Origin of the sequence: Rhodobium orientis (assembly GCF_003258835.1) — a bacterium.
Lineage (GTDB): Bacteria > Pseudomonadota > Alphaproteobacteria > Rhizobiales > Rhodobiaceae > Rhodobium > Rhodobium orientis.
Genome location: NZ_NPEV01000068.1, coordinates 1 through 22366, shown reverse-complemented (window position 1 = coordinate 22366; position 22366 = coordinate 1). Strand labels below are relative to the sequence as shown.

Genomic DNA, 22366 nt, shown 5'->3' with positions numbered 1-22366 from the left:
GGCCCGTTTGGCCGCCGCCCGATCGTCAGATAGGCATGCCGGCCTCTCGCCGCCATGCCGATCGCAAAAAATCCCTCAGAACCTCCTCAGAATGACGCCGAGGAAGAGCAGGATGTAGGCAATGCCGAGCACCTCGAAGGTGTGGCCGGCAACGATTGGGCCGACAACGGGAACGACGACGATGGCGTATTTCACCAGGACGACCAGTACGGCCAGGATCAGCGAAATCAGGAAGACCGGCCAGGTCGGTGCGCTCAGATGCATATCAAATCCTCCAGAAAATGACTGTTTTTGGCGGCGTTAAGGGACCATGGGCCCCGTGACGCCACGACGACAGGGACACATAACCCGAAACCAATGTCGAGTGCGATATCGCCGCGTTCGCTCAGCCGAGCGCCATCCGCACCGCCATCATGCCGATGAAGAGGCCGGCGATGGAGGCAAAGACGGACAGCACCACGTAGAAGCCGGCCGTCGCCATGGCGCCCCTCTCCATCATCACCGCGGCATCGAGCGAAAAGGCGGAAAAGGTGGTGAAGCCGCCGAGAAAGCCGGTCGCGATCAAAAGCCTCAAATCCGTGTTGGCGGAAAACTTCAGCGCCAGCAGTTCCACGAAGATGCCCATCATCAGCGAGCCGACGATGTTGACGGTCAGCGTACCGAAGGGAAAGCCGGGACCGGCGAGCTTCAGCGAGGCCATGTTGACGAGATGGCGCAGCGCCGCACCGGTGCCGCCGCCGAGAAAGACGAGGAGAATGTGCTTCATGGGACGCTTGCTAGCGCGCGGATCCCGATACCGCAAGCGCTTTGGCCGCATGGCGGATTTGCGAAAGGGCAGCCGGTCAGCAATCATGCGCGGAAAGAGGCGATCGGCACCCGCTTCCTGACCGCTGCCGTTGTTGCGCTCCGGCCCGCACAAAAAACGCGGCGTCATCCCGGCCGCAGCGGAGCAGAGGGGCGGGATCTGCATCACTTCTCAACGCCACAGCCTGTAGCGAGCGTTTTCTGGATCGCCGCGTCGGCCTTGCGGCCTCCTCGCGATGACACTGAAATGATAGAGAAAACCGTCATTGCGAGCGCAGCGAAGCAATCCAGAAACGGCCTCGCGGATCGCGAACGGCATACCGTGACGAGACGGGCAATAGGCCCCGGGTCTCCGCTGCGCTCCGCCCGGGGTGACGACAGAGTGTGAGGGAGGCTCCATCGATCCCGCAGGGCTCGCAAGGGCGACCGCCCGCCGGCGCCCATGCGCCGCCCCCACGGAGCCGCGAGCGATAGCGAGCCTGGCGTGAGCAAAAAAACGAGGCCAACGGGCTCGCAAGCGCGAACGCGCGCCGGCGCCCATGCGCCGCCCCCGCGGAGCCGTGAGCGACAGCGAGCCTGGCGCGAGCGAAAAAACCTAGAACGCCCCGACCTGCTTCATGCGCACGAGCTTCAGGATGAGCAGCACGAACGGCCATGTGTGCCAGAAGAGGTCGAAGATATCGATCGGCCGGCGCAACTGCCCTTGCACCAGCATGCGGACTTTTTCGACGATATGCGGCTCGGGATAGAACGGCGCGAAGCCGAGCAGAAGCGCAATGAAAAGCACCGTCGGCAGGGAGATGTGATCGAGCCAGTGCATGGGCCGGTCTCCGGCAAGAGAATATAAGAAAACTCGAATATAGATTTCGACCTCGCCGCGCAACCCGGGGGCAATGCGGACGGATGGCCTACCCGCGCTCGGTCCTCAGCCGTGCCCAGTAGTCGAGCCGTTTCCTCACCTCGCGCTCGAAGCCGCGGTCGACCGGCCCGTAGAAGGTCTTGCGGCCGATCTCCGGCGGGAAATAGTCCTGGCCGGAAAAGGCGTCGGGCGCGTCGTGGTCGTATTCGTAGCCCTCGCCATAGCCCTCCTCCCGCATCAGCCTGGTCGGTGCGTTGAGGATGATCTTCGGCGGCGCCGGCGAACCGGTCTCGCGGGCAAGCCGCGCGGCCGCCCCATAGGCCTTGTAGAGGGCGTTCGACTTCGGCGCCGTCGCCACATAGACGGCGGCCTCGGCGAGCGCCAGTTCGCCCTCCGGCGTGCCGATGAAGTCGAAGGCGTCTTTGGCGGCGTTGGCGATGACCAGCGCCTGCGGGTCGGCCATGCCGACGTCCTCCACGGCCGCGCGCATGATCCGCCGGGCAAGGAACATCGGATTCTCGCCGGCGACCAGCATGCGGGCGAGATAGTAGAGCGTTGCGTCCGGGTCGGAGCCGCGCATCGACTTGTGGAGCGCGGAGATGAGGTTGTAGTGGCCGTCATCGCCCTTGTCGTAGATCGGCGCCCGGCGCTGGACGACCTCAACGAGGCCTTCCCGGTCGAAGACCTCGCCCTCGCCCGCCGCCCGCCAGACGTCCTCGGCGAGCGTCAGGACGGCCCGCCCGTCGCCGTCGGCCATGCCGACGATCGCAAGCCGGGCGTCCTCGTCGAGCGGCAGTTGCTCGCCGGTGACCTCCTCGGCCCGCTCCAGCAACCGCTCCAGCGCCGCATCGCCCAGCGGCTTGAAGACCAGCACCTGGGCGCGGGACAAGAGCGCCGCATTGAGCTCGAAGGAGGGATTTTCCGTCGTCGCGCCAACCAGCGTGACCGTGCCGTCCTCCATAACCGGCAGGAAGGCATCCTGCTGGGCCTTGTTGAAGCGGTGGATCTCGTCGACGAAGAGGAGCGTTCCTCGCCCGCTGGTGCGCCGGCCGCGCGCCTCGGCAAAGAGTTTTTTGAGGTCCGCAACGCCGGAAAAGATCGCCGAGACCTGCTCGAAATGAAGGTCCGTCTCGTCGGCGAGAAGCCGCGCCACGGTGGTCTTGCCGGTGCCGGGCGGGCCCCAGAAGACGAGCGAGCCGACGCCCCGCTTCGAAAGCATCCGGGTGAGCGTGCCGTCCGGGCCGACCAGGTGATCCTGGCCGACGACTTCGGCAAGGCGCTTCGGCCGCAGGCGGTCGGCAAGCGGGCGCGGCGCATCGTTTTCAAGGCCGGCGGCGGCAAAGAGATCGGACAATTGAGCCTCGGATTATCCCCGGAACGCCATGCGGATGAGCTGGCCGTTGCGGCTGATGACGATGCGCCAGGTGCGCGGATCGGACTCCGCAATGCCCTCAAGCTGCCGCGTCGTGCCGATGCGGTCGCCATTGACGTCGACGATGACGTCGCCCGGCAGGAGCCCGACGCTGGCCGCCGGCGAGCGCCGGTCGACCGCAACGATGACGACACCCTCCGTCAGGCCCTTGAGGTCCAGTTCCTCGGCAACGGCGGGCGACAGGTTGGCAACGGTAATGCCGGCAAAGGGCGAATAGCCCTCGATCGCCCGCTCGTCGCGGGGCACGGTCTCCGGCGCCGGCGCCAACGCCACCTCGGCGACCATTTCGCGCCCGGCCCGCACGATGCCGAGCTTGGCGGTGCCGGAAATCCCCTTGGTGACGAACCGGTAGCCGAAGCTGTTCGGGCTGTCGACGACAGCGCCGTCGACCGTGACGATGAGATCGCCGACCTTGAGGCCCGCCGCTTCCGCCGGCCCGCCGCTTATGACGCCGACGACCAGCACGCCCTCGGGCCGGTCGAGGCCGAGGCTTTCGGCGATGTCGGACGTGACCTGCTGCAACGAGGCGCCGAGCCAGGGCCGCTTGACGCTATCGCCCCCCTGGCGCGCGGATTCGGCAACGAGCCGCGCCATGTTGGAGGGAATGGCAAAGCCGATGCCGTTGGAGCCGCCGGAGCGCGAATAGATCGCCGTGTTGATGCCGACGAGATTGCCGCGCATGTCGATCAGGGCGCCGCCGGAATTGCCCGGATTGATCGCCGCATCGGTCTGGATGAAGAACTGGTAGTCGGACACGCCGACCCGGGTGCGGGCAAGCGCCGAGACAATGCCCTGCGTCACCGTCTGGCCGACGCCGAACGGATTGCCGATGGCCAGCACAATGTCGCCCACCTCAAGCCCGTCGGAGTCGCCGATCGCCACCGACGGGAACTTCTCGCCCTTGGGATCGCGGATCTTCAGGACGGCAAGGTCGGTCTTGTCGTCGTCGAGGATGACGTCGCAGTCGAACTGGCGCTTGTCGTTGAAGGCGACCCGGACCTCCTCCGCGCCGCGGATGACATGGTTGTTGGTGAGGATGATGCCGTCGTCGGAGATGACGACGCCCGAGCCGAGCGAGCGCTGCATGCGGGTGCGCGGCTGGCCGTTCTCCCGGTCGCCGAAGAAATGGCGGAAGAACGGATCGTCGAGGAACGGCGTCATCCGCCGCTGCTGGCGCACGACTTTGCGTGCATAAACGTTGACGACGGCCGGCGCCACCTTCTTCACGATCGGCGCAAAGGACAGCCGCACCTCTGTCATGTCCGCCGGCACCACCCGCTCCTCGGCCGTGGCGATACCCGCCGCGCCGAGGCCGCCGGCAACAATGAGCGCGGCAAGAACTGTCGATCCGAAACGCCGGGTCACCCGCATCTCAACATCTCTCCAATGAACGTTCAAAACAGGACGGCCGGGCCGCCGCCTCGGCAGGGACTCGGCCCTGCCCTTTCGCGACCCGGTTTAACGCCGATCGAGCTTGGTCGACAATATCACGGCCGATTCCGATTTTTTTACGCCGTCTACGGCGAGGACGCGGTCGAGCACCTTGTCGAGGTGATCGGTGGTCTGGGCAGCCGCGATGACGGCGAGATCGTAGCGGCCGCTGACGCTGTAGACGGTCTCGATTTCCGGCGTGCCCTTCAGCGCATTGGCGATGCCGCCGGCATGGCGCTGGTCGATCTCAAGGAGCACGATCGCCCTGACCCCCGGCCGCTCGCCGGCGGCAAGCCGCACCTCGTAGCCGGCAATGACGCCGCTTTCCTCCAGGCGCCTGAGCCGGTCCTGTACCGTGGAGCGGGACAGGCCGAGCTTGCGGGCAAGCCCGGCGACCGACTCGCGCGCATTGAGGCGCAACAGCCCGATCAGTTCCTCGTCGCGACCTTCGGCAGCCATATCCCGCACCCCGTTTCGTCATATCGCCGAATATGTCGGCGAAACTATCAAGCTTCCGGCACATCCGCAAAAAATGTCGGCTTTTTTTCGGCACCGGGCTCAGCGATCCTGAGAATCGTTCGCGGCGGCGCCCCGCACCCAGGACCGGCAGCGCCGTTGCCCATGAAAAAACGAGGGGTTGGTATGGATCGCAAGGCCGAGGTCGTGGCGTTCGACGCCACGCGTGCAGAGAGTGCGCGCAGCCGTTACCCGAATGTCTTTCCCGATGTCGCCGCGCTGATCGCCGCGCGCGCACCGGAGCATCCGACGCTCTGCTTCAGCCCGGCGCGCGCCCGAGCTTCCGCCCGGGCCTTTCAGAGCGGCTTTCCGGGGCTGACGACCTATGCCGTCAAATCCAACCCGACGCCGGAGCTTGTCCGCGCCTTCGCGGCCGAGGGCATTACCGCGTTCGACGTCGCCTCGACGGTGGAGATGGAGCTGGTGCGGGGCGTGCTGCCGACGGCCGTCCTCCACTACAACAACCCGATCCGCTCCGACCACGAGACCGACGTCGCGCTGAAACGCTACGCCGTCCGCCATTTCGTCGTCGACGACCGGGAGGGGTTCGAACGGCTCGCCGCCCATGTCGATGATCCCGCGAAAATCGAGGTGTCGGTGCGGATTCGCCCGGCCCGCAACATGGCGCTGCACGATTTTCGGTCCAAATTCGGCGCCGAGCCTGAGGATGCCGCCCCGTTGCTTTCCGAGATCGACCGGCGCGGCTTCAGGACCGGCCTCACCTTCCACCCCGGCTCCCAGTGCGGCGACCCGGCCGCCTTCGTCGCCCTCGTCTTCGATGCCGCCGGTGTCGCTCGCGAAGCTGGCGTTGCGCCGACGAGCCTCAATGTGGGCGGCGGCTTTCCGGCCCGCTATCGCGGCGGCGATGCACCGGAGCTGGACCGCTATTTCCGCGACATCGGCGATGCCTTTGCCCGCACCTTCGACCCCGACAAGACGCGGCTGGTCGCCGAGCCCGGCCGCGCGCTTTGCGCCCCGACCATGTCGCTTCTCGCCGAGGTCAAGCACCGGCGCGCAAACGGCGACGTCTTCCTCAATGACGGCATCTACGGCAGCCTGATGGAGCTATCCCAGATCCCCATCGAGCCGCCGGTCCTGGTCCGCCGCGGCCCGCATATCCTGACCGGCCCGGCAGCGCCCGTGCGCGTTTACGGCCCGACCTGCGATCCCCTCGACGTGCTGCCGAAGCCGGTTCCCCTGCCCGAGGACATCCGTCCCGGCGACCGCATCGAATTCGGCATGATGGGCGCCTACAGCTCCGCCACCATCACCAGCTTCAACGGCTACGGCCGCATTGAGACGGCGACGGTGGAAAGGATTCTTGGGGCACGCTGAGGCAATAGCCTGGCGACACAACTCTCGATAGTTGTCGGCGATATCGCGACGTTCTAAGCTGGCGGCCCCGGATGTGACGGAGACCGCCATGCCCCGCCGCCTTGCCACGGTTGTCCTGCTGCTCGCTCCCCTCGCCCTTGCAACACCGGCAAGTGCCTATTCCAAGGCCGCCAACTATCTCATCAAGCAACAGATCCGGGTGGCGTGCGACGGCAGGCCCGGCCGCATTCGCCCGGAAGGCGTCATCGAGCGTGACCTGACCGGCGATGGCCACAAGGACCTCATCATCAATCACGACGGCATCGAATGCCGGGCCGAATGGTCAAGAAGCGGCTATTGCGGCGCGAGCGCCTGCTCCGTCCACATCTATGTCCGCGAGGGTGCCCTGCTGGTTCACAAGACCGAACTCCTGACCGGCGGCATCAGAATCGGCCGCGGCAGTCGGCCGAGGATCAGCTTCTATTCCCTGACCGAGCAGCGCATGGTGCCGATGCGTTGGAACGGCAGGACGTTCGACTGATACGCTGCCGGAAGGGTCCGCCCACATCGAGACGGCGACGGTGGACCGGATCCTCGGCGCGAGATAGGGAACCTGGTCAGTCCGGCAGCCGGATGTCCGCTTTCATGAAGGTGACCGCCTGGCCGTAGAGCCGGACCCGCTCGCCAGCGATCTCGCAGGTGAGAGACCCGCCGCGGGCCGATGCCTGCCGCGCCGTCATCCGCGCCTTGCCGAGCCTCGTCGCCCAGTAGGGCGCGAGGGTTGCGTGGGTCGAGCCCGTCACCGGGTCTTCCGGGATGCCCGCCCCCGGCGCGAAATAGCGCGAGACGAAATCCGTTGTGGTGCCTGTCGCCGTGACGACGAGGCCGACCGGTCCGAGTTTGGCGATGGCCGACAAATCGGGCGAAAACCCTGTCACGGCATCCTCATCGGCCAGCTCGGCAAAGAAATTCTCGAAATTGCGAAAGAGGATGGCACCAGCCGGCACGAGGTGGGCCACCTCCTCCGGCAGCCGCTCCAGCGGCTCCGGCGCCAGCAGCGGCACGTCGAGGGCGTAGCCATCTTCGGTCGCCGTGACGCGCAGCTCCCCCACCCTGGTCGCAAACCGCATCTCGCCCGCAACGCCGTGCTCGCGCGCCAGCACATGCGCCGTCGCAAGGGTCGCATGGCCGCAGAAGTCGACCTCGACGGTCGGCGTGAACCACCTGAGGTGCCAGCCGTCCTTGCCACGGCAGGCAAAGGCCGTCTCGGCGAGATTGTTCTCGCCCGCGATCGCCTGCAGGACCGCATCGGACAGCCAGCGATCGAGGATCAGGACAGCCGCCGGATTGCCGCCGAACACCCTGTCGGTGAAGGCATCCACCTGGAACATCTCCATCCGTCACTCCTCCCGTTGTCACGGACCGCGCCCCGCACTCAGGCCCGGACATGGAAAAGCGCCGCCCGGAAGCCCCGGACGGCGCCTTTTCGATTCTGTCCCTTGGCGGCCCTGAGGCAGCCCGGCGTTACGCCGCGGCGCCCTCGGCCTCGGCCATCTCGTCGACGTCCGCGGTCGGCCCGGAATCGGTGCCCTTGGCGGCCGGATCGCGGTCGACGAACTCGATGACGGCGAGCGGCGCGTTGTCGCCATAGCGGAACCCGGCCTTCAGGACGCGGGTGTAGCCGCCATTGCGGTCCTGGTAGCGCGGCCCGATGACCTCGAACAGCTTCTTGGCCATCGCCTCGTCGCGCAGTTCCGATGCCGCCTGGCGCCGGGCGGCAAGACCGCCCTTCTTGGCCAGCGTCACCAGCTTTTCGACGATCGGCCGAAGATCCTTGGCCTTCGGCAGCGTGGTGACGATCTGCTCATGCTTGATCAGCGAGGCAGACATGTTGGCGAACATCGCCTTGCGATGGCTCGGCGTGCGGTTGAGCTTGCGGCCCCGAGTGCGATGGCGCATGGCCCTGTCCCTTTCTTGTTTTTACCCGTGCGGACGACCGTTACGGTCCAGTCCGATCAATAGTGGTGGTCTTCGTAGCGCTTGGCGAGCTCTTCGATGTTCTCCGGCGGCCAGTTGGTGACCTCCATGCCGAGATGCAGGCCCATCTGCGCCAGCACTTCCTTGATCTCGTTGAGCGACTTGCGGCCGAAATTCGGCGTCCGCAGCATCTCCGCCTCGGTCTTCTGGATGAGATCGCCGATATAGACGATGTTGTCGTTCTTCAGGCAGTTTGCGGACCGCACCGAGAGCTCCAGCTCGTCGACCTTCTTCAGCAGCGCCGGATTGAAGGCCAGCTCCGGAACCTGCTCTTCCTTGACCTCCTTGTCCGGCTCCTCGAAGTTCACGAAGATGGACAGCTGGTCCTGCAGGATGCGCGCGGCATAGGCGACCGAATCTTCCGGCGACACGGAACCGTCGGTCTCGACCGACAGCGTCAGCTTATCGTAGTCGAGGACCTGGCCCTCACGGGTGTTCTCGACCTTGTAGGAGACCTTCTTGACCGGCGAATAGAGCGAATCGACCGGGATCAGGCCGATCGGCGCGTCTTCCGGACGGTTGCGGTCGGCCGCGACATAGCCCTTGCCGGTATCGACGGTGAACTCCATGCGGATCTCGGCGCCCTCGTCGAGGGTGCACAGCACGTGATCCGGATTGAGGATTTCCACGTCGCCCACGACCTGGATGTCGCCGGCGACGACGACGCCCGGACCCTGCTTGCGCACGACCATGCGCTTGGGCCCCTCGCCTTCCATCTTGACGGCGATTTCCTTGACGTTGAGGACGATGTCGGTGACATCCTCGCGAACGCCGGCAATCGAGGAGAACTCGTGCAGCACGCCGTCGATCTGCACCGCCGTCACCGCCGCACCCTGCAGCGACGACAGCAGCACCCGCCGCAGCGCATTGCCGAGCGTCAGGCCGAAGCCGCGCTCCAGCGGCTCCGCAACCACGGTGCCGAGACGGTTGGCCTCATGTCCGGACTTGATGTCCAGCTTGGTGGGCTTGATCAATTCCTGCCAGTTTTTCTGGATGACCACGACCATACCCTTTCAGTTTTTCCGGCGGCATCCGTCGATGCGCCACATATCAGTCGAAATGCCGGCCTGTCGCCGGCGGACCCGCGCCGCTCGGGGTCCCTTGCCGGATACGGCGATCAGACGCGACGGCGCTTGCGCGGCCGGCAGCCATTGTGCGGGATCGGCGTGACGTCGCGGATCGACGTCACGGTGAAGCCCGCGGACTGCAGTGCGCGCAATGCCGACTCGCGGCCGGAACCGGGACCGCGCACCTCGACTTCGAGCGTGCGCATGCCGTGCTCCATCGCCTTCTTGGCGGCCGTCTCCGCGGCAAGCTGCGCCGCGTAGGGGGTCGACTTCCGCGACCCCTTGAACCCCATCGACCCGGCGGACGACCAGGAAATGGCGTTGCCCTGGGCATCGGTGATGGTGATCATGGTGTTGTTGAAGGTCGAATTCACGTGGGCCACGCCCGACGTGATGTTCTTGCGTTCGCGGCGGCGAATCCGCGTTGCGTCTTTTGCCATTGCTATTCTCCGATCTCAGCACCGCCGTAGCGCCGGCGGCTCCACCGTAAATCGAAAGACGGCGCCGGAAAGGCACCGCCCTGTCGAAAACGTAATGTTGGTTACTTCTTCTTGCCGGCAATCGGCTTGGCCGGACCCTTGCGCGTGCGCGCATTGGTGTGGGTCCGCTGGCCGCGCACCGGCAGGCCGCGGCGATGGCGCAGGCCGCGGTAGCAGCCGAGGTCCATCAGCCGCTTGATGTTCATCGCCACCTCGCGGCGCAGGTCGCCTTCCACGATATAGTCGCGGTCGATGATCTCGCGCATCTGGATGACTTCCGCGTCCGACAGCTCGTTGACGCGGCGTTCCGGCGCGATGTTGACGGCCTCGATGATGTCCTGGGCCTTCTTCGGGCCGATGCCGTGAATGTACTGCAGCGCAATCACGGTGCGCTTGTTGGTCGGAATGTTGACGCCAGCAATACGGGCCACGCTTTTTTCTCCTTGTGGAACGGCCGCCCTCCGGCGGTCGTCAATGCTCTGGGCACCGCGAACCAAGCACAACAGGATCGGCCCTCGGGTCCCTTTATGGGCTCCCAGCACCGATCGCTCACAGTGTCGCGAATTGGTGCGGCTTTTAGCGATTCCGCAAGGGTCCGTCAACCGGCACCCCGCGAAAAACCTTCACGTCTCCGTCAGGCTGCCGCGTCGAGGATCGCGTCGATCTCGGCGCCGACCTGATCGACGGTCTGGGTGCCGTCGATGGTTTGCAGCATGTTCTTGTCGCGGTAGTAGCCGATCAGCGGCTTGGTCTGGTCGTGATAGACCGTCAGCCGCTTCTTCAGGGTCTCCGCATTGTCGTCGGCGCGTTCGCCGCCGGTCTCCCGGGCGCGCTTCTCGATGCGCTCCAGCAGGATTGCGTCGTCGACGTCCAGCAGGATGACCGCGTCGAGGCCGAGCCCCTTTTCCGCCATCACCCGATCGAACGCCTCGGCCTGGGCGATGGTGCGCGGAAAGCCATCGAGCATGAAGCCGTTGGCGCAGTCCGCCGCCTCGATGCGCTCCGCGATGATGCCGACCACCACCTCGTCCGGCACCAGGTCGCCCCGGTCCATGATCTCCTTGGCCTTCAGGCCCACTTCCGTCTCGGCCTTGACCGCGGCCCGCAGCATGTCTCCGGTCGACAACTGCACGATGCCGCGGCTTTCCACGATACGCTTTGCCTGGGTTCCCTTGCCGCTGCCCGGTGGCCCAAGGAAAATCAACCTCATCGACGACGCCCCCTCAACTTCGCTTTTTTGACGAGCCCTTCATACTGATGGGCCAGCAGATGCCCCTGGATCTGCGATACGGTATCCATCGTCACGCTGACCACGATCAGCAACGACGTGCCGCCAAAATAGAAGGGAACGCCGGTCGCCGATATCAGAAATTCGGGTAACAGGCAGACTGCAACCAGATAGATCGCACCGATGACGGTGATGCGGGTCAGAACATAGTCGATGTACTGGGCGGTGCGCTCGCCCGGCCGGATGCCGGGGATAAAGCCGCCGTGCTTTTTCAGATTGTCCGCCGTATCGGCCGGATCGAACACGATCGCGGTGTAGAAGAAGGCGAAAAACACGATCAGGCTGGCGTAGATAATCATGAACAGCGGCGCGCCGCGGCCGAGCAGCGAGGTCACCGTGATCAGCCATTCCGGCCCGTTCTGCGACGAGAAGTTCGCCACCGTCGCCGGAATCAGCAGCAGCGAGGAGGCAAAGATCGGCGGAATGACGCCCGACGTGTTGAGCTTCAGCGGCAGATGCGAGGACTGGCCCTCCATCATCTTGTTGCCGACCTGGCGCTTCGGATACTGGATCAGAAGCCGGCGCTGGGCCCGCTCGATGAACACGATGATCGCGATCACGGCCACTGACAGCACCAGGATGGCGAGGATGATCGGCGTCGACAGGGCGCCCTGCCGGCCGAGTTCCAGGGTGCCGACGATGGCCGAGGGCAGTTCGGCGACGATGCCGGCGAAGATGATCAGCGAGATGCCGTTGCCGACACCGCGCGCGGTGATCTGCTCGCCCAGCCACATCAGGAACATGGTGCCGCCGACCAGCGTCACAACGGTGGAGAAGCGGAAGAAGATGCCCGGATCCATGACGATGCTGCCGGCGCCTTCAAGGCCGACGGCAATGCCGTAGGCCTGGAACGTCGCCAGGATCACCGTGCCGTAGCGGGTATACTGGTTGATCTTCTTACGGCCCGACTCGCCCTCTTTCTTGAGCTGCTCCAGCGACGGCACGACGCTCGTCATGAGCTGGATGATGATCGAGGCCGAGATGTACGGCATGATGCCGAGGGCGAAGATCGCCATGCGACCGACGGCGCCGCCCGCGAACATGTTGAACATGCCGAGGATGCCGGACTGGTTGGCCTGGAACGCCCGCGCAAGCTCGTCCGGGTTGATGCCCGGCAGCGGGACGTAGGTGCCCAGCCGATAAACGATCAGCGCACCCAGTGTGAACCAGATGCGCTTCTTCAGTTCTTCCGCCTTGGAGAACGCGGAGAAATTGATGTTTGCTGCGAGTTGTTCTGCGGCCGATGCCATACCCGTCTCCGCCTAAAACGGCAGCGGCGATCCTGCGATCGCCCCCACCGTTTTCTGTGTCATTTTTGCCGCCCGGCCCCTTGCCGAACCGGTGCCGCCTGCGCGACGCCGGCCACGGAACCCGGCGGAAAGGCTCAAAGACCTTGAAAGGACTGCGCCGACGCCCGCGTCCGGGGTGCGGCGCACCCGGATCACTCCGCGTCCTTGGCTGCGTCCTTGGAGGTCTCCGGCACAATCACCGTGACCTTGCCGCCGGCCTTCTCGACCGCGGCAATGGCGGCCTTGGAGGCACCGGCGATCTCGAACGTCACCTTGTCCTTCAGTTCGCCGTCGGCGAGCAGCCGCACGCCGTCCTTCGCGCGCCGCACGACACCGGCCGCAACCAGCGCCTCGACCGTCACCGTCTCCTTCTTGTCGAGCTTGCCGGCGTCGATCGCCTGCTGCACCCGGCCGAGGCTGGTGACGTTGTAGGACTTGGCGAAGATGTTGTTGAAGCCGCGCTTCGGCAGGCGCCGGTGCAGCGGCATCTGGCCACCTTCGAACCCCTTGATGGCAACGCCTTCGCGGGACTTCTGGCCCTTGACGCCCCGTCCGCCGGTCTTGCCCTTGCCGGAACCGATGCCCCGGCCGACGCGCTTGGCGGTCTTGGCCGCGCCGTCGTTATCTTTGATTTCGTTGAGCTTCATCGTCGTCTCCCGGTGCGCCTTAGTCTTCTTCGACGACGCGAACCAAATGCTGCACGCTACGGATCATGCCGCGCACTTCGGGCGTGTCCTTCAACGTGCGGCGGCGGTGCATCTTGTTGAGGCCGAGACCGACAAGCGTCGCCCGCTGCTCTTTCGGGCGCCGGATCGGACTGCCGATTTGCTCGACCGTGATCGTTTTTTCAGTAGTGGCCATCAGATCGCTCCCGGATCAACTGGTGACGCGCAGAAGGGAAATCAACCCTCGGTGACGTCGACGATATCGCGCCGACGGGCCTGCAGCGCCGAAACTTTGAGACCGCGACGGGCGGCAACCGAACGCGGGCTGTCTTCCCGCTTCAGCGCCTCGAACGTCGCGCGAACCATGTTGTACGGGTTCGACGTGCCGAGCGACTTGGCGACAACGTCCTGCATGCCGAGCGTCTCGAACACGGCGCGCATCGGACCGCCGGCGATGATGCCGGTGCCCGGAGGCGCAGCGCGCAGCACGACCTTGCCGGCGCCGTGACGGCCTTCGACGTCGTGGTGCAGCGTCCGGCCCTCGCGCAGCGGCACACGGATCATGCCGCGCTTGGCAGCTTCCGTCGCCTTGCGGATCGCCTCGGGCACCTCACGCGCCTTGCCGTGGCCGAAGCCGACCCGGCCCTTCTGGTCGCCGACGACGACCAGCGCCGCAAAGCCGAACCGACGGCCGCCCTTGACCACCTTGGCAACGCGGTTGATGTGGACGAGCTTGTCGACGAACTCGCTGTCGCGGTCCTGCTCGCGCATGTCCTGTCTTGCCATACCGTTCTTCCGTTATCCGTTGCGACCCGAAAAGGGACGATCAGAAATCCAGGCCGCTCTCGCGCGCCGCGTCGGCCAGCGCCTTGACGCGGCCATGATAGATGTAGCCGCCGCGATCGAAGATGACCTGCTTGACGCCGGCCTCGGTCGCCCGCTCGGCAATCAGCTTGCCGACGGCCTCCGCAGCGCCCTTGTCGCCGCCGTTCTTCAGTGTCTCGCGCATGGTCTTTTCCAGCGACGAGGCGGCCGCCAGCGTGCGGCCGTTGCCGTCGTCGATCACCTGGGCGTAGATATGCCGACCGGACCGGAAGACGCTGAGGCGCGGACGCCCGTTGGCCGCTTTCCTGACCTGCCGGCGCACCCGGATGCGACGCTTGTTGAAAGTGTTGTGAGCCATCGATCTCGCGCCTACTTCTTCTTGCCTTCTTTGCGGACGATGAATTCGTCCGCATATTTGACGCCTTTGCCCTTATAGGGCTCCGGCGGCCGGTACTCGCGGATTTCCGCGGCAACCTGACCGACCTGCTGGCGGTCGATGCCGGAAATCGTGACCTCCGTCGGCTTCGGGCACTTGATGTCGATCCCGTCCGGGATCGGGTAGATCACGTCGTGGCTGAAGCCGAGCGCGAGCTGCAGGTTCTGGCCCTGCACCTGGGCGCGGTAGCCGACGCCGTTGATCTGCAGCTTCTTCTCGAAGCCTTCCGACACGCCGACGACGATATTGGACACCATGGTCCGCGACATGCCCCACATCGACCGGGCCTTCTTGTCGTCGGCGTCGACCGGCGAGATCTTGATGCCGTCATCGGTCTTTTCGACCTTGCACGCATCGTTGACGGTAAAGGACAAGGTGCCCTTCGGACCTTTCACCGACACGGTCTGACCGTCGATATCCGCCGAGACCCCGCTCGGAACCGGCACCGCTAATTTGCCTATCCGGGACATTTCACCAATCCGTGCTCATTGTTGTTCTGCTGCCCTGCCCTTGCGCCCTAGAAGACGCGGCAGAGCACCTCACCGCCGACATTCCTGTCGCGGGCTTCGTGATCGGCCATCACGCCCATCGGCGTCGACAGGATCGACACGCCGAGGCCGTTGTGGACCCGCGGGATCGTCTTCACCGAGGTGTAGACGCGCCGGCCAGGGGTCGAGACGCGCTCGATCTCCTGGATCACCGGCTGACCGTCGAAATACTTCAGCGAGATCTCGATTTCGGACTTGCCGCCGTCGAAGTCCACCGAGGTGTAACCGCGGATGAACCCTTCCGACTCCAGCACGTCGAGAACGCGCTTGCGCAACGTCGAAGCGGGCGTGGAGACCGTCGACCGGCCGCGCATCTGCGCGTTCCGGATACGGGTCAGCATATCGCCCAGGGGGTCGCTCATCGACATGGATGCGTTCTCCTTACCAACTCGACTTGACCATGCCGGGCACCAGGCCCAGCGACCCGAGCTCACGAAGCGCAACGCGCGACATCTTGAGCTTGCGGTAGTAGCCTCGCGGCCGGCCGGTCACTTCACAGCGATTGCGAATGCGCGTCTTGGAAGAATTCCGCGGCAATTCCGCAAGCTTGAGCTGCGCCTGGAATCGCTCTTCCAGCGTCAGCGATTCATCCTTGGACGCAGCCTTCAGGGCCTCGCGCTTGTCCGCGTATTGGGCGACGAGCTTCCGCCGCCGCTTGTTCTTCTCGATCGCGCTTTTCTTCGCCATACCTTCGCCTCGTCGAAAACCGTTGCCCGATCACGTCCGGAACGGGAAATTGAACTCGCGCAGCAGCGCGCGCGCTTCGTCATCTGTCGTAGCAGTCGTGCAGACGACGATGTCCATGCCCCAGATCTGATCGACCTGGTCGTAATTGATCTCCGGGAACACGATGTGCTCCTTGATGCCGAGCGCATAGTTGCCCTGCCCGTCGAAGCTCTTCGGGTTGAGGCCGCGGAAGTCCCGCACACGCGGCAGCGCGATCGTCACCAGACGGTCGATGAACTCGAACATCCGCGCCTTGCGCAGCGTCACCTTGCAGCCGATCTCCATGCCCTCGCGCAGCTTGAACGTGGCGATGGACTTGCGGGCCCGGGTGATCACCGGCTTCTGGCCGGCAATCAGCGCCAGGTCGGCAGCCGCCGACTTGACCTTCTTGGAATCGCCCACGGCCTCGCCGACACCGATGTTCAGCACGACCTTTTCCAGCGCCGGGATCTGCATCGGGTTCTTGTACCCGAACTCTTCCAGCATCTTGGTGCGCACGACGTCGGCGTAATGGGTCTTCAGCCGCGGCACGTAAGTGGCTTCAGCCATCGATCAAATCTCCCGAACGCTTGGCGAACCGCACCTTCCGGCCATCGTCGAGGACCTTGGTCCCGATCCGCGTCGGCTTGTCGTCCTTGGGATCGGCAATCGCGATGTTGGACAGGTGGATAGGCATTTCCTTGGAAATGATGCCGGCTTCCTGGGTCGCCGTCTGGCGCTGGTGGCGCTTGGCGACGTTGATCCCGCGCACCACGGCGCGGTTGTCCTTCGGCATCATGCGGATCACTTCGCCGATGCGACCCTTGTCGCGCCCGGCGAGGACGACCACGCGGTCGCCCTTCTTGATTTTCAAAGACATCACAGCACCTCCGGTGCGAGCGAGATGATCTTCATATGCTGCTTCGCTCTCAGTTCGCGCGGCACCGGGCCGAAAATACGGGTACCGACCGGCTCTTTCTTGTTGTCGACCAGCACCGCCGCGTTGCGATCGAAGCGGATGACGCTGCCGTCCGGACGACGGATGTCCTTGGCGGTGCGCACGACCACGGCCTTCATGACCTGGCCCTTCTTCACGCGACCGCGCGGGCTGGCTTCCTTGACGCTGACAACGATGATGTCGCCGACGCCCGCATATTTGCGCTTGGAGCCGCCAAGCACCTTGATGCACATGACACGGCGCGCGCCGGAATTGTCAGCCACGTCGAGATTGGTCTGCATCTGAATCATGACTGCCCGCCTCGTAACTCTCTGCGCACCGGCCGCTCATCGGTCCCGGCGCTCCATTCCATTATTATTGGTCGCCGGCCACTTCGGCCTTGACCACAACCCAAGACTTCGACCGCGAGATCGGCCGGCTTTCCTCGATCGCGACCAGGTCGCCGACCTTGTAAGCATTGTTCTCGTCGTGCGCCTTGTAGTTCTTCGTGCGGCGCACGGTTTTCTTGAACAAGGGGTGCGTGAAGCGCCGCTCGACGCGGACCACGACCGTCTTGTCGCTCTTGTCGCTCACCACGACGCCATGAAGCAGCCGTTTCGGCATGAAGGTTCTCCGTTATGCGCTTTCCGCAGTGCGCTTCTCGCGCATGATGGTCTCGATCCTGGCCACGTCGCGGCGGATCTGCCGCACGCGCGCCGTGTTCTCCAACTGACCCGTCGCCCGCTGGAAGCGCAGGTTGAACTGCTCCTTCTTCAGCTTGCCCAGCTCGTCGGTGAGCTGGTCGACGGTCATCGTTCTGACGTCACTTGCCTTCATGGCCGTAACCCTTGTTCCTGTCGCGCCGCTATTCGGCGATGCGCTGCACGAACCGCGTGCGGATCGGCAGCTTCGCGGCACCGAGCCGCAGCGCCTCGCGCGCGATCGGCTCGGCGACGCCGTCGATTTCGAAAACGATCCGACCCGGCTTGACCCGGGCGGCCCAGAATTCCGGCGAGCCCTTGCCCTTACCCATGCGCACTTCGGTCGGCTTCTTCGACACCGGCACATCCGGGAAGATGCGGATCCAGACACGGCCCGCGCGCTTCATGTGGCGGGTGATGGCCCGCCGCGCCGCCTCGATCTGGCGGGCGGTGATCCGCTCCGGCTCCAGCGCCTTCAGGCCGTAGGAACCGAAATTCAGATCGGTGCCACCCTTGGCGTTGCCATGGATGCGGCCCTTGTGCTGCTTGCGGAATTTCGTGCGCTTCGGTTGGAGCATGGTCTCGCTCTTATTCTATTCGTTCACCAACAGGCGTTTGTCGTTACGCAGCCCGGTCCCGGCGGCCACGGCCACCGCGGTCACCGCCGCCGCCACTTTCCTGGCTCTCGCTCGACCGACGCTCGGAAGCCATCGGATCGTGCTCCAGGATCTCGCCCTTGAAGATCCACACCTTGACGCCGCAGCAGCCATAGGCGGTCCGCGCCGTCGCCGTGCCGTAGTCGATGTCCGCGCGCAGCGTGTGCAGCGGCACACGGCCCTCGCGGTACCATTCCATACGGGCGATTTCCGCACCGCCGAGACGCCCCCCGCAGTTGATGCGGATACCCTCGGCGCCAAGCCGCATGGCCGACTGGACGGCCCGCTTCATGGCCCGGCGGAACGCCACGCGGCGCTCGAGCTGCTGGGCGATGGAAGCGGCCACCAGCGTCGCGTCGATCTCCGGCTTGCGGACCTCGACGATGTTCAGGTGGACTTCCGACTTGGTCATCTCGGCCAGCTTGCGGCGCAGCTTCTCGATGTCCGCACCCTTCTTGCCGATGACGATGCCCGGCCGCGCCGAGTGGATCGTGATCCGGCACTTCTTGTGCGGACGCTCGATGACGATCTTGGAGACCGCCGCCTGTTTCAGACGCTCCATCAGGTAGCGCCGGATCTCCATGTCCTCATGGAGCAGCGAGCCGTACTCGCCCTTGTTGGCGTACCACCGGGAATCCCAGGTGCGGTTGATGCCCAGCCGAAGCCCGACCGGATTGACTTTCTGACCCATCAGGCCGTCTCCTCGACTTCGCGCACGACGATCGTCAGGTTCGAGAACGGCTTTTGGATCCGTCCCACCCGACCGCGCGCCCGCGGCTTCCAGCGTTTCATCACCAGGCTCTTGCCGACGAAGGCTTCCGCCACGACGAGCGAGTCGACGTCGAGCTGGTGGTTGTTTTCCGCGTTCGCAATCGCCGATTCCAGCGTCTTGCGCACGTCGTTGGCGATGCGCTTGCGCGAGAACGTCAGGTCCGCGAGCGCCGCATCGACCTTCTTGCCGCGGATCATGCTGGCGACAAGGTTCAACTTCTGCGGGCTGACCCGCAGCATCCGGTTGATGGCCTTGGCCTCGTTGTCGCCCAGGGACCGGGAGCGCTTCGGCTTGCCCATCGTTATCTCCTCTTGGCCTTCTTGTCGGCGGCATGGCCGTAATAGGTCCGCGTCGGTGCGAACTCGCCGAATTTGTGGCCGACCATGTCTTCCGAGACCAGCACCGGAATGTGCTTCTGGCCGTTGTAGACACCGAAGGTCAGGCCGACGAACTGCGGCAGGATGGTCGACCGACGGCTCCAGATCTTGATCACCTCTTTGCGGCCGGAGGAGGCCGCCTTTTCGGCTTTCTTCAGCAGATATCCGTCGATGAACGGACCTTTCCAAACGGAACGAGCCACTTTTCCAGCCTCTCTTACTTCTTGCGCGCGTGACGGCTGCGCACGATAAACTTGTCGGTCGCCTTGTTCGAACGCGTGCGCTTGCCCTTGGTCGGCTTGCCCCACGGCGTCACCGGATGACGGCCGCCGGAGGTGCGGCCCTCGCCGCCGCCATGCGGATGGTCGACCGGGTTCATGGCGACGCCGCGAACCTTCGGCCGGATGCCGAGCCAGCGTGACCGGCCGGCCTTGCCGAGATTGGTGTTGGCGTTGTCCTGGTTGGACACCGCTCCGACGGTCGCCATGCACGCCCCGAAGATCCGGCGCTGTTCGCCGGAATTGAGGCGCACCGTGGCATAGCCCTGGTCGCGGCCGACGATCTGCGCATAGGTGCCGGCGGCGCGTGCAATCTGTCCGCCCTTGCCCGGCTTCATCTCCACATTGTGGATGATGGTGCCGACCGGGATCGACGACAGCGGCATGGCATTGCCCGGCTTGACGTCGACGTTCTTGCCCGAGATCACCTTGTCGCTCACGGTAAGCCGCTGCGGCGCCAGGATGTAGGCGAGCTCGTCGTCCTCATAGCGGATCAGCGCGATGAAGGCCGACCGGTTGGGATCGTATTCGAGCCGTTCCACCGTCGCCGGGACGTCGAACTTGAGCCGCTTGAAATCGACGATGCGATAGGTCCGCTTGTGGCCGCCGCCCTTGCGCGGTGCCGTGTTGCGGCCGGCATTGTTGCGCCCGCCCGCCTTGGTCAGACCCTCGGTCAGCGTCTTGACCGGCTTGCCCTTGTAGAGCTTGGAGCGGTCGACGATGACGAGTTGCCGCTGACCCGGCGTCGTCGGTTTGAATGTTTTCAGTGCCATTGTTCTATCCGCCTCACAGACCCGTCGTCACGTCGATGGAATGGCCTTCCACGAGGGTGACCACCGCCTTCTTGACGTCAGATTGCCGGCCCGGATGACCGCGGAACCGCTTCACCTTGCCCTTGCGGACGAGCGTGTTCACACCGGAGACCTTGACCCCGAACAGCGCCTCCACGGCGGCCTTGATCTGGGGCTTGGTCGCGGTCTTGGCCACGTTGAAGACGACCTTGTTGGCCTCCGAGGCATAGGTCGACTTCTCGGTGATGACCGGGCTCACGATGACGTCGTAATGCTTGAGGTCCGTCATTTGAACCGCTCCTCGAGAGCGGCCACGGCCGCCTTCGTCAGTACCAGTTTGTCGCGCCGCAGGATGTCGTAGACGTTGGCGCCGGCGACCGGCAGCACGTCGAGCTGCGGAATGTTGCGGGCGGCCATCGCAAAGCCCTCATTGAGCTCCGCGCCGTCGATGACCAGCGCGCTGGTCAGGCCGAGGCTGCCGAGCTTTTCGCGCAGTGCCTTGGTCTTGGCCGCATCGAGCTTGACGTCGTCGACGACGATCAGGCTCTCGGCCCGCGCCTTTTCCGACAGCGCCAGCCTCAGGCCGAGGGCGCGCACCTTCTTCGGCAGGTCGTGGGCGTGGCTGCGGACCACCGGTCCGTGCGCCCTGCCGCCACCGACGAAGATCGGCGCCCGGCGGCTGCCGTGACGGGCTCCGCCGCCGCCCTTTTGCCGGCCGAACTTCTTGCCGGTGCGGGCAATTTCGGCGCGACCCTTGGTCTTGTGGGTTCCGGCCTGGCGCTTGGCAAGCTGCCAGCGCACGACGCGCTGCAGGATGTCGCCGCGCGGCTCCAGACCGAACACCTCGTCGGAAAGCGTCAGCGATCCCGCCGATGCGCCGTCGAGCGTCTTTACTTCAATATCCATCACGCAGTCTCCCCGGCGGTCTCGACCGCCTCGGCCTCGGCCGCGGCCGGAGCGCCGGCACCTTCCGGCAACCGGAACTTGCCGGGCGTCGGCACGTCTTCCGGAAGCGACTTCTTCAGCGCGTCGCGAACCAGGATCCAGGTGCCCTTGGAACCCGGCACGGCGCCCTTGACCATGATCAGGCCGCGTTCCACGTCGGTCTTGACGACCTTCAGGTTCTGCGTCGTCACCCGCTCGTTACCGAGCTGGCCGGCCATCTTCTTGCCCTTGAACACCTTGCCGGGGTCCTGGCAGTGGCCGGTCGAACCGTGCGAACGGTGCGAGATCGACACGCCGTGCGAGGCGCGAAGGCCGCCGAAGTTGTGGCGCTTCATGGCGCCGGCAAAGCCCTTGCCGATCGAGGTGCCGGTGACGTCGACGAACTGGCCGGCGACGAAATGATCGGCCGTCAGCTCCGCGCCGACATCGATCAGGTTGTCCGGCGACACCCGGAACTCCGCAAGCCGGCGTTTCGGCTCGACCTTGGCGACCGCGAAATGCCCACGCATGGCGCGCGGCGTATTCTTGGCCTTGGCCTGACCGGAGCCGAGCTGCACGGCGGTGTATCCGTCCTTGTCGTCGCTGCGATGGGCAACGACCTGACAATTCTGAAGTTTCAGCACGGTCACGGGAACGTTCTCCCCGGAATCCAGGTAGATCCGGGTCATTCCGACCTTTTGTGCAATCACTCCTGAGCGCATTTTCATGCTTCCCCGCGTTTGTCCGGCCTAGAGCTTGATCTCGACATCGACACCGGCTGCCAGGTCGAGCTTCATCAAGGCGTCCACCGTCTGCGGCGTCGGATCGATGATGTCCAAAAGCCGCTTGTGGGTCCGGATTTCAAACTGCTCGCGCGACTTCTTGTCGATGTGCGGCGAACGGTTCACGGTGAATTTTTCGATCCGCGTCGGCAGCGGCACCGGACCGCGAACCTGGGCACCCGTCCGCTTGGCCGTCGACACGATTTCCTTCGTCGACGTATCCAGGATACGGTGATCGAACGCCTTCAGGCGGATACGGATATTTTGACCGTTCATGACCGAGTCCTTGAAAGATGCGGGCGGAGCGGGTAAGCGCCCCGCCGCATCCGTGGTTTCCTGCTATTCGATGATCTGCGCGACGACGCCGGCACCGACGGTGCGGCCGCCCTCGCGGATGGCGAAGCGCAGCTTTTCTTCCATCGCGATCGGCACGATCAGCGTCACGTCCATCGT

37 protein-coding genes are annotated in these 22366 nt (G+C 65.0%); 2 read left to right on the top strand and 35 right to left on the bottom strand.

Translation table 11 applies throughout. The features are described from left to right. Nucleotides 1-75: 75 nt before the first annotated feature. The 6 genes from CH339_RS21465 to CH339_RS21440 all read right to left on the bottom strand — a co-directional run bounded on the left by CH339_RS21465 (nucleotide 76) and on the right by CH339_RS21440 (nucleotide 4985). Entirely contained in the window at nucleotides 76-264 is a 189-nt protein-coding gene (locus tag CH339_RS21465) for a hypothetical protein (protein WP_111436458.1), read from the bottom strand. A 121-nt stretch (nucleotides 265-385) separates the two neighbouring features. Then, nucleotides 386-766, bottom strand: coding sequence for a fluoride efflux transporter CrcB (crcB, locus tag CH339_RS21460; protein WP_111436460.1), 381 nt, complete (start codon nucleotides 764-766; stop codon nucleotides 386-388). A 633-nt stretch (nucleotides 767-1399) separates the two neighbouring features. Then, a complete protein-coding gene (locus CH339_RS21455; RefSeq protein WP_111436457.1) occupies nucleotides 1400-1624 on the bottom strand; it encodes an RND transporter in 225 nt (74 codons plus the stop codon). Between the two features lie 88 nt (nucleotides 1625-1712). Next, nucleotides 1713-3017, bottom strand: a complete 1305-nt coding sequence (locus CH339_RS21450; protein ID WP_111436456.1) for a replication-associated recombination protein A — start codon at nucleotides 3015-3017, stop codon at nucleotides 1713-1715. Between the two features lie 12 nt (nucleotides 3018-3029). Beyond that, on the bottom strand, nucleotides 3030-4466 hold the full coding sequence (locus CH339_RS21445) for a DegQ family serine endoprotease (protein WP_111436455.1): 1437 nt from the start codon (nucleotides 4464-4466) through the stop codon (nucleotides 3030-3032). Between the two features lie 87 nt (nucleotides 4467-4553). Beyond that, the gene (locus tag CH339_RS21440; protein WP_111436454.1) at nucleotides 4554-4985 is read right to left on the bottom strand and encodes an Lrp/AsnC family transcriptional regulator; all 432 of its coding nucleotides are present in this window, start codon (nucleotides 4983-4985) and stop codon (nucleotides 4554-4556) included. 183 nt (nucleotides 4986-5168) lie between these two features. On the opposite strand from CH339_RS21440, the gene CH339_RS21435 reads away from it, so the two are divergent. Together CH339_RS21435 and CH339_RS21430 are read left to right on the top strand one after the other, a co-directional pair. Next, the gene (locus tag CH339_RS21435) at nucleotides 5169-6377 is read left to right on the top strand and encodes a type III PLP-dependent enzyme domain-containing protein (RefSeq protein WP_170138613.1); all 1209 of its coding nucleotides are present in this window, start codon (nucleotides 5169-5171) and stop codon (nucleotides 6375-6377) included. Nucleotides 6378-6465: 88 nt separating this feature from the next. Further along, nucleotides 6466-6897: a hypothetical protein gene (locus CH339_RS21430; RefSeq protein ID WP_146610274.1), complete on the top strand. Its 432-nt coding sequence runs from the start codon at nucleotides 6466-6468 to the stop codon at nucleotides 6895-6897. A 76-nt stretch (nucleotides 6898-6973) separates the two neighbouring features. Here CH339_RS21430 and CH339_RS21425 read toward each other — a convergent pair whose 3' ends face one another. From CH339_RS21425 to CH339_RS21285, 29 genes are all read right to left on the bottom strand, one after another. Continuing rightward, a complete protein-coding gene (locus CH339_RS21425) occupies nucleotides 6974-7753 on the bottom strand; it encodes a PhzF family phenazine biosynthesis protein (protein WP_111436451.1) in 780 nt (259 codons plus the stop codon). Nucleotides 7754-7880: 127 nt separating this feature from the next. Further along, nucleotides 7881-8315: a 50S ribosomal protein L17 gene (rplQ, locus tag CH339_RS21420; RefSeq protein WP_111436450.1), complete on the bottom strand. Its 435-nt coding sequence runs from the start codon at nucleotides 8313-8315 to the stop codon at nucleotides 7881-7883. Nucleotides 8316-8371: 56 nt separating this feature from the next. Then, complete coding sequence (locus tag CH339_RS21415; protein WP_111436449.1) at nucleotides 8372-9400, bottom strand: DNA-directed RNA polymerase subunit alpha; 1029 nt, start codon at nucleotides 9398-9400, stop codon at nucleotides 8372-8374. Between the two features lie 110 nt (nucleotides 9401-9510). Then, entirely contained in the window at nucleotides 9511-9900 is a 390-nt protein-coding gene (gene rpsK, locus CH339_RS21410; RefSeq protein ID WP_111436448.1) for a 30S ribosomal protein S11, read from the bottom strand. Nucleotides 9901-10001: 101 nt separating this feature from the next. Further along, nucleotides 10002-10370: a 30S ribosomal protein S13 gene (rpsM, locus tag CH339_RS21405; RefSeq protein WP_111436447.1), complete on the bottom strand. Its 369-nt coding sequence runs from the start codon at nucleotides 10368-10370 to the stop codon at nucleotides 10002-10004. Between the two features lie 203 nt (nucleotides 10371-10573). Then, entirely contained in the window at nucleotides 10574-11149 is a 576-nt protein-coding gene (locus CH339_RS21400; protein WP_111436446.1) for an adenylate kinase, read from the bottom strand. Further along, a complete protein-coding gene (gene secY / locus CH339_RS21395; RefSeq protein WP_111436445.1) occupies nucleotides 11146-12477 on the bottom strand; it encodes a preprotein translocase subunit SecY in 1332 nt (443 codons plus the stop codon). Before secY ends, CH339_RS21400 begins: the two co-directional genes overlap by 4 nt. Before the next feature lie 191 nt (nucleotides 12478-12668). Further along, on the bottom strand, nucleotides 12669-13163 hold the full coding sequence (gene rplO, locus CH339_RS21390; RefSeq protein WP_111436444.1) for a 50S ribosomal protein L15: 495 nt from the start codon (nucleotides 13161-13163) through the stop codon (nucleotides 12669-12671). Nucleotides 13164-13182: 19 nt separating this feature from the next. Continuing rightward, on the bottom strand, nucleotides 13183-13377 hold the full coding sequence (gene rpmD / locus CH339_RS21385) for a 50S ribosomal protein L30 (protein WP_111436443.1): 195 nt from the start codon (nucleotides 13375-13377) through the stop codon (nucleotides 13183-13185). Nucleotides 13378-13418: 41 nt separating this feature from the next. Beyond that, nucleotides 13419-13967: a 30S ribosomal protein S5 gene (gene rpsE / locus CH339_RS21380; protein ID WP_111436442.1), complete on the bottom strand. Its 549-nt coding sequence runs from the start codon at nucleotides 13965-13967 to the stop codon at nucleotides 13419-13421. Nucleotides 13968-14007: 40 nt separating this feature from the next. Beyond that, the gene (gene rplR, locus CH339_RS21375) at nucleotides 14008-14364 is read right to left on the bottom strand and encodes a 50S ribosomal protein L18 (protein WP_111436441.1); all 357 of its coding nucleotides are present in this window, start codon (nucleotides 14362-14364) and stop codon (nucleotides 14008-14010) included. Nucleotides 14365-14375: 11 nt separating this feature from the next. Continuing rightward, nucleotides 14376-14912, bottom strand: coding sequence for a 50S ribosomal protein L6 (gene rplF, locus CH339_RS21370; RefSeq protein ID WP_111436440.1), 537 nt, complete (start codon nucleotides 14910-14912; stop codon nucleotides 14376-14378). Nucleotides 14913-14959: 47 nt separating this feature from the next. Next, nucleotides 14960-15358, bottom strand: a complete 399-nt coding sequence (rpsH, locus tag CH339_RS21365; protein ID WP_111436439.1) for a 30S ribosomal protein S8 — start codon at nucleotides 15356-15358, stop codon at nucleotides 14960-14962. Nucleotides 15359-15371: 13 nt separating this feature from the next. Next, entirely contained in the window at nucleotides 15372-15677 is a 306-nt protein-coding gene (gene rpsN / locus CH339_RS21360; protein ID WP_111436438.1) for a 30S ribosomal protein S14, read from the bottom strand. Nucleotides 15678-15707: 30 nt separating this feature from the next. Further along, nucleotides 15708-16265 (bottom strand): 50S ribosomal protein L5, encoded by a 558-nt coding sequence (gene rplE, locus CH339_RS21355; RefSeq protein ID WP_111436437.1) that lies wholly within the window; start codon nucleotides 16263-16265, stop codon nucleotides 15708-15710. After that, entirely contained in the window at nucleotides 16258-16575 is a 318-nt protein-coding gene (gene rplX, locus CH339_RS21350; protein WP_111436436.1) for a 50S ribosomal protein L24, read from the bottom strand. The genes rplE and rplX overlap by 8 nt, the downstream gene beginning before the upstream one ends. Continuing rightward, nucleotides 16575-16943 (bottom strand): 50S ribosomal protein L14, encoded by a 369-nt coding sequence (gene rplN / locus CH339_RS21345; protein WP_111436435.1) that lies wholly within the window; start codon nucleotides 16941-16943, stop codon nucleotides 16575-16577. The genes rplX and rplN overlap by 1 nt, the downstream gene beginning before the upstream one ends. Nucleotides 16944-17007: 64 nt before the next feature. Further along, the gene (gene rpsQ, locus CH339_RS21340; protein WP_111436434.1) at nucleotides 17008-17256 is read right to left on the bottom strand and encodes a 30S ribosomal protein S17; all 249 of its coding nucleotides are present in this window, start codon (nucleotides 17254-17256) and stop codon (nucleotides 17008-17010) included. Between the two features lie 12 nt (nucleotides 17257-17268). After that, complete coding sequence (gene rpmC / locus CH339_RS21335; RefSeq protein ID WP_111436433.1) at nucleotides 17269-17469, bottom strand: 50S ribosomal protein L29; 201 nt, start codon at nucleotides 17467-17469, stop codon at nucleotides 17269-17271. A gap of 28 nt (nucleotides 17470-17497) precedes the next feature. Next, nucleotides 17498-17911 (bottom strand): 50S ribosomal protein L16, encoded by a 414-nt coding sequence (gene rplP, locus CH339_RS21330; RefSeq protein ID WP_111436432.1) that lies wholly within the window; start codon nucleotides 17909-17911, stop codon nucleotides 17498-17500. Between the two features lie 43 nt (nucleotides 17912-17954). Further along, nucleotides 17955-18680 (bottom strand): 30S ribosomal protein S3, encoded by a 726-nt coding sequence (gene rpsC, locus CH339_RS21325; protein WP_111436431.1) that lies wholly within the window; start codon nucleotides 18678-18680, stop codon nucleotides 17955-17957. Next, the gene (gene rplV, locus CH339_RS21320) at nucleotides 18680-19060 is read right to left on the bottom strand and encodes a 50S ribosomal protein L22 (RefSeq protein ID WP_111436430.1); all 381 of its coding nucleotides are present in this window, start codon (nucleotides 19058-19060) and stop codon (nucleotides 18680-18682) included. Before rplV ends, rpsC begins: the two co-directional genes overlap by 1 nt. A gap of 2 nt (nucleotides 19061-19062) precedes the next feature. After that, nucleotides 19063-19341, bottom strand: coding sequence for a 30S ribosomal protein S19 (gene rpsS / locus CH339_RS21315; RefSeq protein ID WP_111436429.1), 279 nt, complete (start codon nucleotides 19339-19341; stop codon nucleotides 19063-19065). A gap of 14 nt (nucleotides 19342-19355) precedes the next feature. Further along, a complete protein-coding gene (gene rplB / locus CH339_RS21310; RefSeq protein WP_111436428.1) occupies nucleotides 19356-20189 on the bottom strand; it encodes a 50S ribosomal protein L2 in 834 nt (277 codons plus the stop codon). A gap of 13 nt (nucleotides 20190-20202) precedes the next feature. Beyond that, entirely contained in the window at nucleotides 20203-20496 is a 294-nt protein-coding gene (locus tag CH339_RS21305) for a 50S ribosomal protein L23 (protein WP_111436427.1), read from the bottom strand. Next, nucleotides 20493-21113 (bottom strand): 50S ribosomal protein L4, encoded by a 621-nt coding sequence (gene rplD, locus CH339_RS21300; protein WP_111436426.1) that lies wholly within the window; start codon nucleotides 21111-21113, stop codon nucleotides 20493-20495. The genes CH339_RS21305 and rplD overlap by 4 nt, the downstream gene beginning before the upstream one ends. Further along, nucleotides 21113-21853, bottom strand: a complete 741-nt coding sequence (gene rplC / locus CH339_RS21295; protein WP_111436459.1) for a 50S ribosomal protein L3 — start codon at nucleotides 21851-21853, stop codon at nucleotides 21113-21115. The genes rplD and rplC overlap by 1 nt, the downstream gene beginning before the upstream one ends. 27 nt (nucleotides 21854-21880) lie before the next feature. Beyond that, entirely contained in the window at nucleotides 21881-22189 is a 309-nt protein-coding gene (gene rpsJ, locus CH339_RS21290; RefSeq protein WP_111436425.1) for a 30S ribosomal protein S10, read from the bottom strand. Nucleotides 22190-22252: 63 nt separating this feature from the next. Continuing rightward, nucleotides 22253-22366, bottom strand: a 114-nt coding sequence (locus CH339_RS21285) for an EF-Tu C-terminal domain-related protein (RefSeq protein ID WP_497847418.1), incomplete at its 5' end; no start/stop codon positions are given.

Excerpts from the sequence above, each read along its gene's own strand:
- secY (WP_111436445.1), bottom strand. The coding sequence starts at position 12,477 with ATGGCATCGGCCGCAGAACAACTCGCAGCAAACATCAATTTCTCCGCG.
- rpsJ (WP_111436425.1), bottom strand. The coding sequence starts at position 22,189 with ATGAACGGTCAAAATATCCGTATCCGCCTGAAGGCGTTCGATCACCGT.
- rplQ (WP_111436450.1), bottom strand. The coding sequence starts at position 8,315 with ATGCGCCATCGCACTCGGGGCCGCAAGCTCAACCGCACGCCGAGCCAT.
- crcB (WP_111436460.1), bottom strand. The coding sequence starts at position 766 with ATGAAGCACATTCTCCTCGTCTTTCTCGGCGGCGGCACCGGTGCGGCG.
- rpmD (WP_111436443.1), bottom strand. The coding sequence starts at position 13,377 with ATGGCCACTACTGAAAAAACGATCACGGTCGAGCAAATCGGCAGTCCG.
- CH339_RS21425 (WP_111436451.1), bottom strand. The coding sequence starts at position 7,753 with ATGGAGATGTTCCAGGTGGATGCCTTCACCGACAGGGTGTTCGGCGGC.
- rpsE (WP_111436442.1), bottom strand. The coding sequence starts at position 13,967 with ATGGCAAGACAGGACATGCGCGAGCAGGACCGCGACAGCGAGTTCGTC.
- CH339_RS21415 (WP_111436449.1), bottom strand. The coding sequence starts at position 9,400 with ATGGTCGTGGTCATCCAGAAAAACTGGCAGGAATTGATCAAGCCCACC.
- rplN (WP_111436435.1), bottom strand. The coding sequence starts at position 16,943 with ATGATTCAGATGCAGACCAATCTCGACGTGGCTGACAATTCCGGCGCG.
- rplP (WP_111436432.1), bottom strand. The coding sequence starts at position 17,911 with ATGCTCCAACCGAAGCGCACGAAATTCCGCAAGCAGCACAAGGGCCGC.
- CH339_RS21400 (WP_111436446.1), bottom strand. The coding sequence starts at position 11,149 with ATGAGGTTGATTTTCCTTGGGCCACCGGGCAGCGGCAAGGGAACCCAG.
- CH339_RS21465 (WP_111436458.1), bottom strand. The coding sequence starts at position 264 with ATGCATCTGAGCGCACCGACCTGGCCGGTCTTCCTGATTTCGCTGATC.
- rplB (WP_111436428.1), bottom strand. The coding sequence starts at position 20,189 with ATGGCACTGAAAACATTCAAACCGACGACGCCGGGTCAGCGGCAACTC.
- rplV (WP_111436430.1), bottom strand. The coding sequence starts at position 19,060 with ATGGGCAAGCCGAAGCGCTCCCGGTCCCTGGGCGACAACGAGGCCAAG.
- CH339_RS21430 (WP_146610274.1), top strand. The coding sequence starts at position 6,466 with ATGCCCCGCCGCCTTGCCACGGTTGTCCTGCTGCTCGCTCCCCTCGCC.
- CH339_RS21435 (WP_170138613.1), top strand. The coding sequence starts at position 5,169 with ATGGATCGCAAGGCCGAGGTCGTGGCGTTCGACGCCACGCGTGCAGAG.
- CH339_RS21445 (WP_111436455.1), bottom strand. The coding sequence starts at position 4,466 with ATGCGGGTGACCCGGCGTTTCGGATCGACAGTTCTTGCCGCGCTCATT.
- rplE (WP_111436437.1), bottom strand. The coding sequence starts at position 16,265 with ATGGCTGAAGCCACTTACGTGCCGCGGCTGAAGACCCATTACGCCGAC.
- rpsC (WP_111436431.1), bottom strand. The coding sequence starts at position 18,680 with ATGGGTCAGAAAGTCAATCCGGTCGGGCTTCGGCTGGGCATCAACCGC.
- CH339_RS21455 (WP_111436457.1), bottom strand. The coding sequence starts at position 1,624 with ATGCACTGGCTCGATCACATCTCCCTGCCGACGGTGCTTTTCATTGCG.
- rpsQ (WP_111436434.1), bottom strand. The coding sequence starts at position 17,256 with ATGCCGAAACGGCTGCTTCATGGCGTCGTGGTGAGCGACAAGAGCGAC.
- rpsH (WP_111436439.1), bottom strand. The coding sequence starts at position 15,358 with ATGTCGATGAGCGACCCCCTGGGCGATATGCTGACCCGTATCCGGAAC.
- CH339_RS21440 (WP_111436454.1), bottom strand. The coding sequence starts at position 4,985 with ATGGCTGCCGAAGGTCGCGACGAGGAACTGATCGGGCTGTTGCGCCTC.
- rplD (WP_111436426.1), bottom strand. The coding sequence starts at position 21,113 with ATGGATATTGAAGTAAAGACGCTCGACGGCGCATCGGCGGGATCGCTG.
- rplX (WP_111436436.1), bottom strand. The coding sequence starts at position 16,575 with ATGTCTTTGAAAATCAAGAAGGGCGACCGCGTGGTCGTCCTCGCCGGG.
- rpsK (WP_111436448.1), bottom strand. The coding sequence starts at position 9,900 with ATGGCAAAAGACGCAACGCGGATTCGCCGCCGCGAACGCAAGAACATC.
- rplR (WP_111436441.1), bottom strand. The coding sequence starts at position 14,364 with ATGGCTCACAACACTTTCAACAAGCGTCGCATCCGGGTGCGCCGGCAG.
- CH339_RS21305 (WP_111436427.1), bottom strand. The coding sequence starts at position 20,496 with ATGACGGACCTCAAGCATTACGACGTCATCGTGAGCCCGGTCATCACC.
- rplF (WP_111436440.1), bottom strand. The coding sequence starts at position 14,912 with ATGTCCCGGATAGGCAAATTAGCGGTGCCGGTTCCGAGCGGGGTCTCG.
- rplO (WP_111436444.1), bottom strand. The coding sequence starts at position 13,163 with ATGAAGCTCAACGAAATCAAAGATAACGACGGCGCGGCCAAGACCGCC.
- rplC (WP_111436459.1), bottom strand. The coding sequence starts at position 21,853 with ATGCGCTCAGGAGTGATTGCACAAAAGGTCGGAATGACCCGGATCTAC.
- rpsN (WP_111436438.1), bottom strand. The coding sequence starts at position 15,677 with ATGGCGAAGAAAAGCGCGATCGAGAAGAACAAGCGGCGGCGGAAGCTC.
- rpmC (WP_111436433.1), bottom strand. The coding sequence starts at position 17,469 with ATGAAGGCAAGTGACGTCAGAACGATGACCGTCGACCAGCTCACCGAC.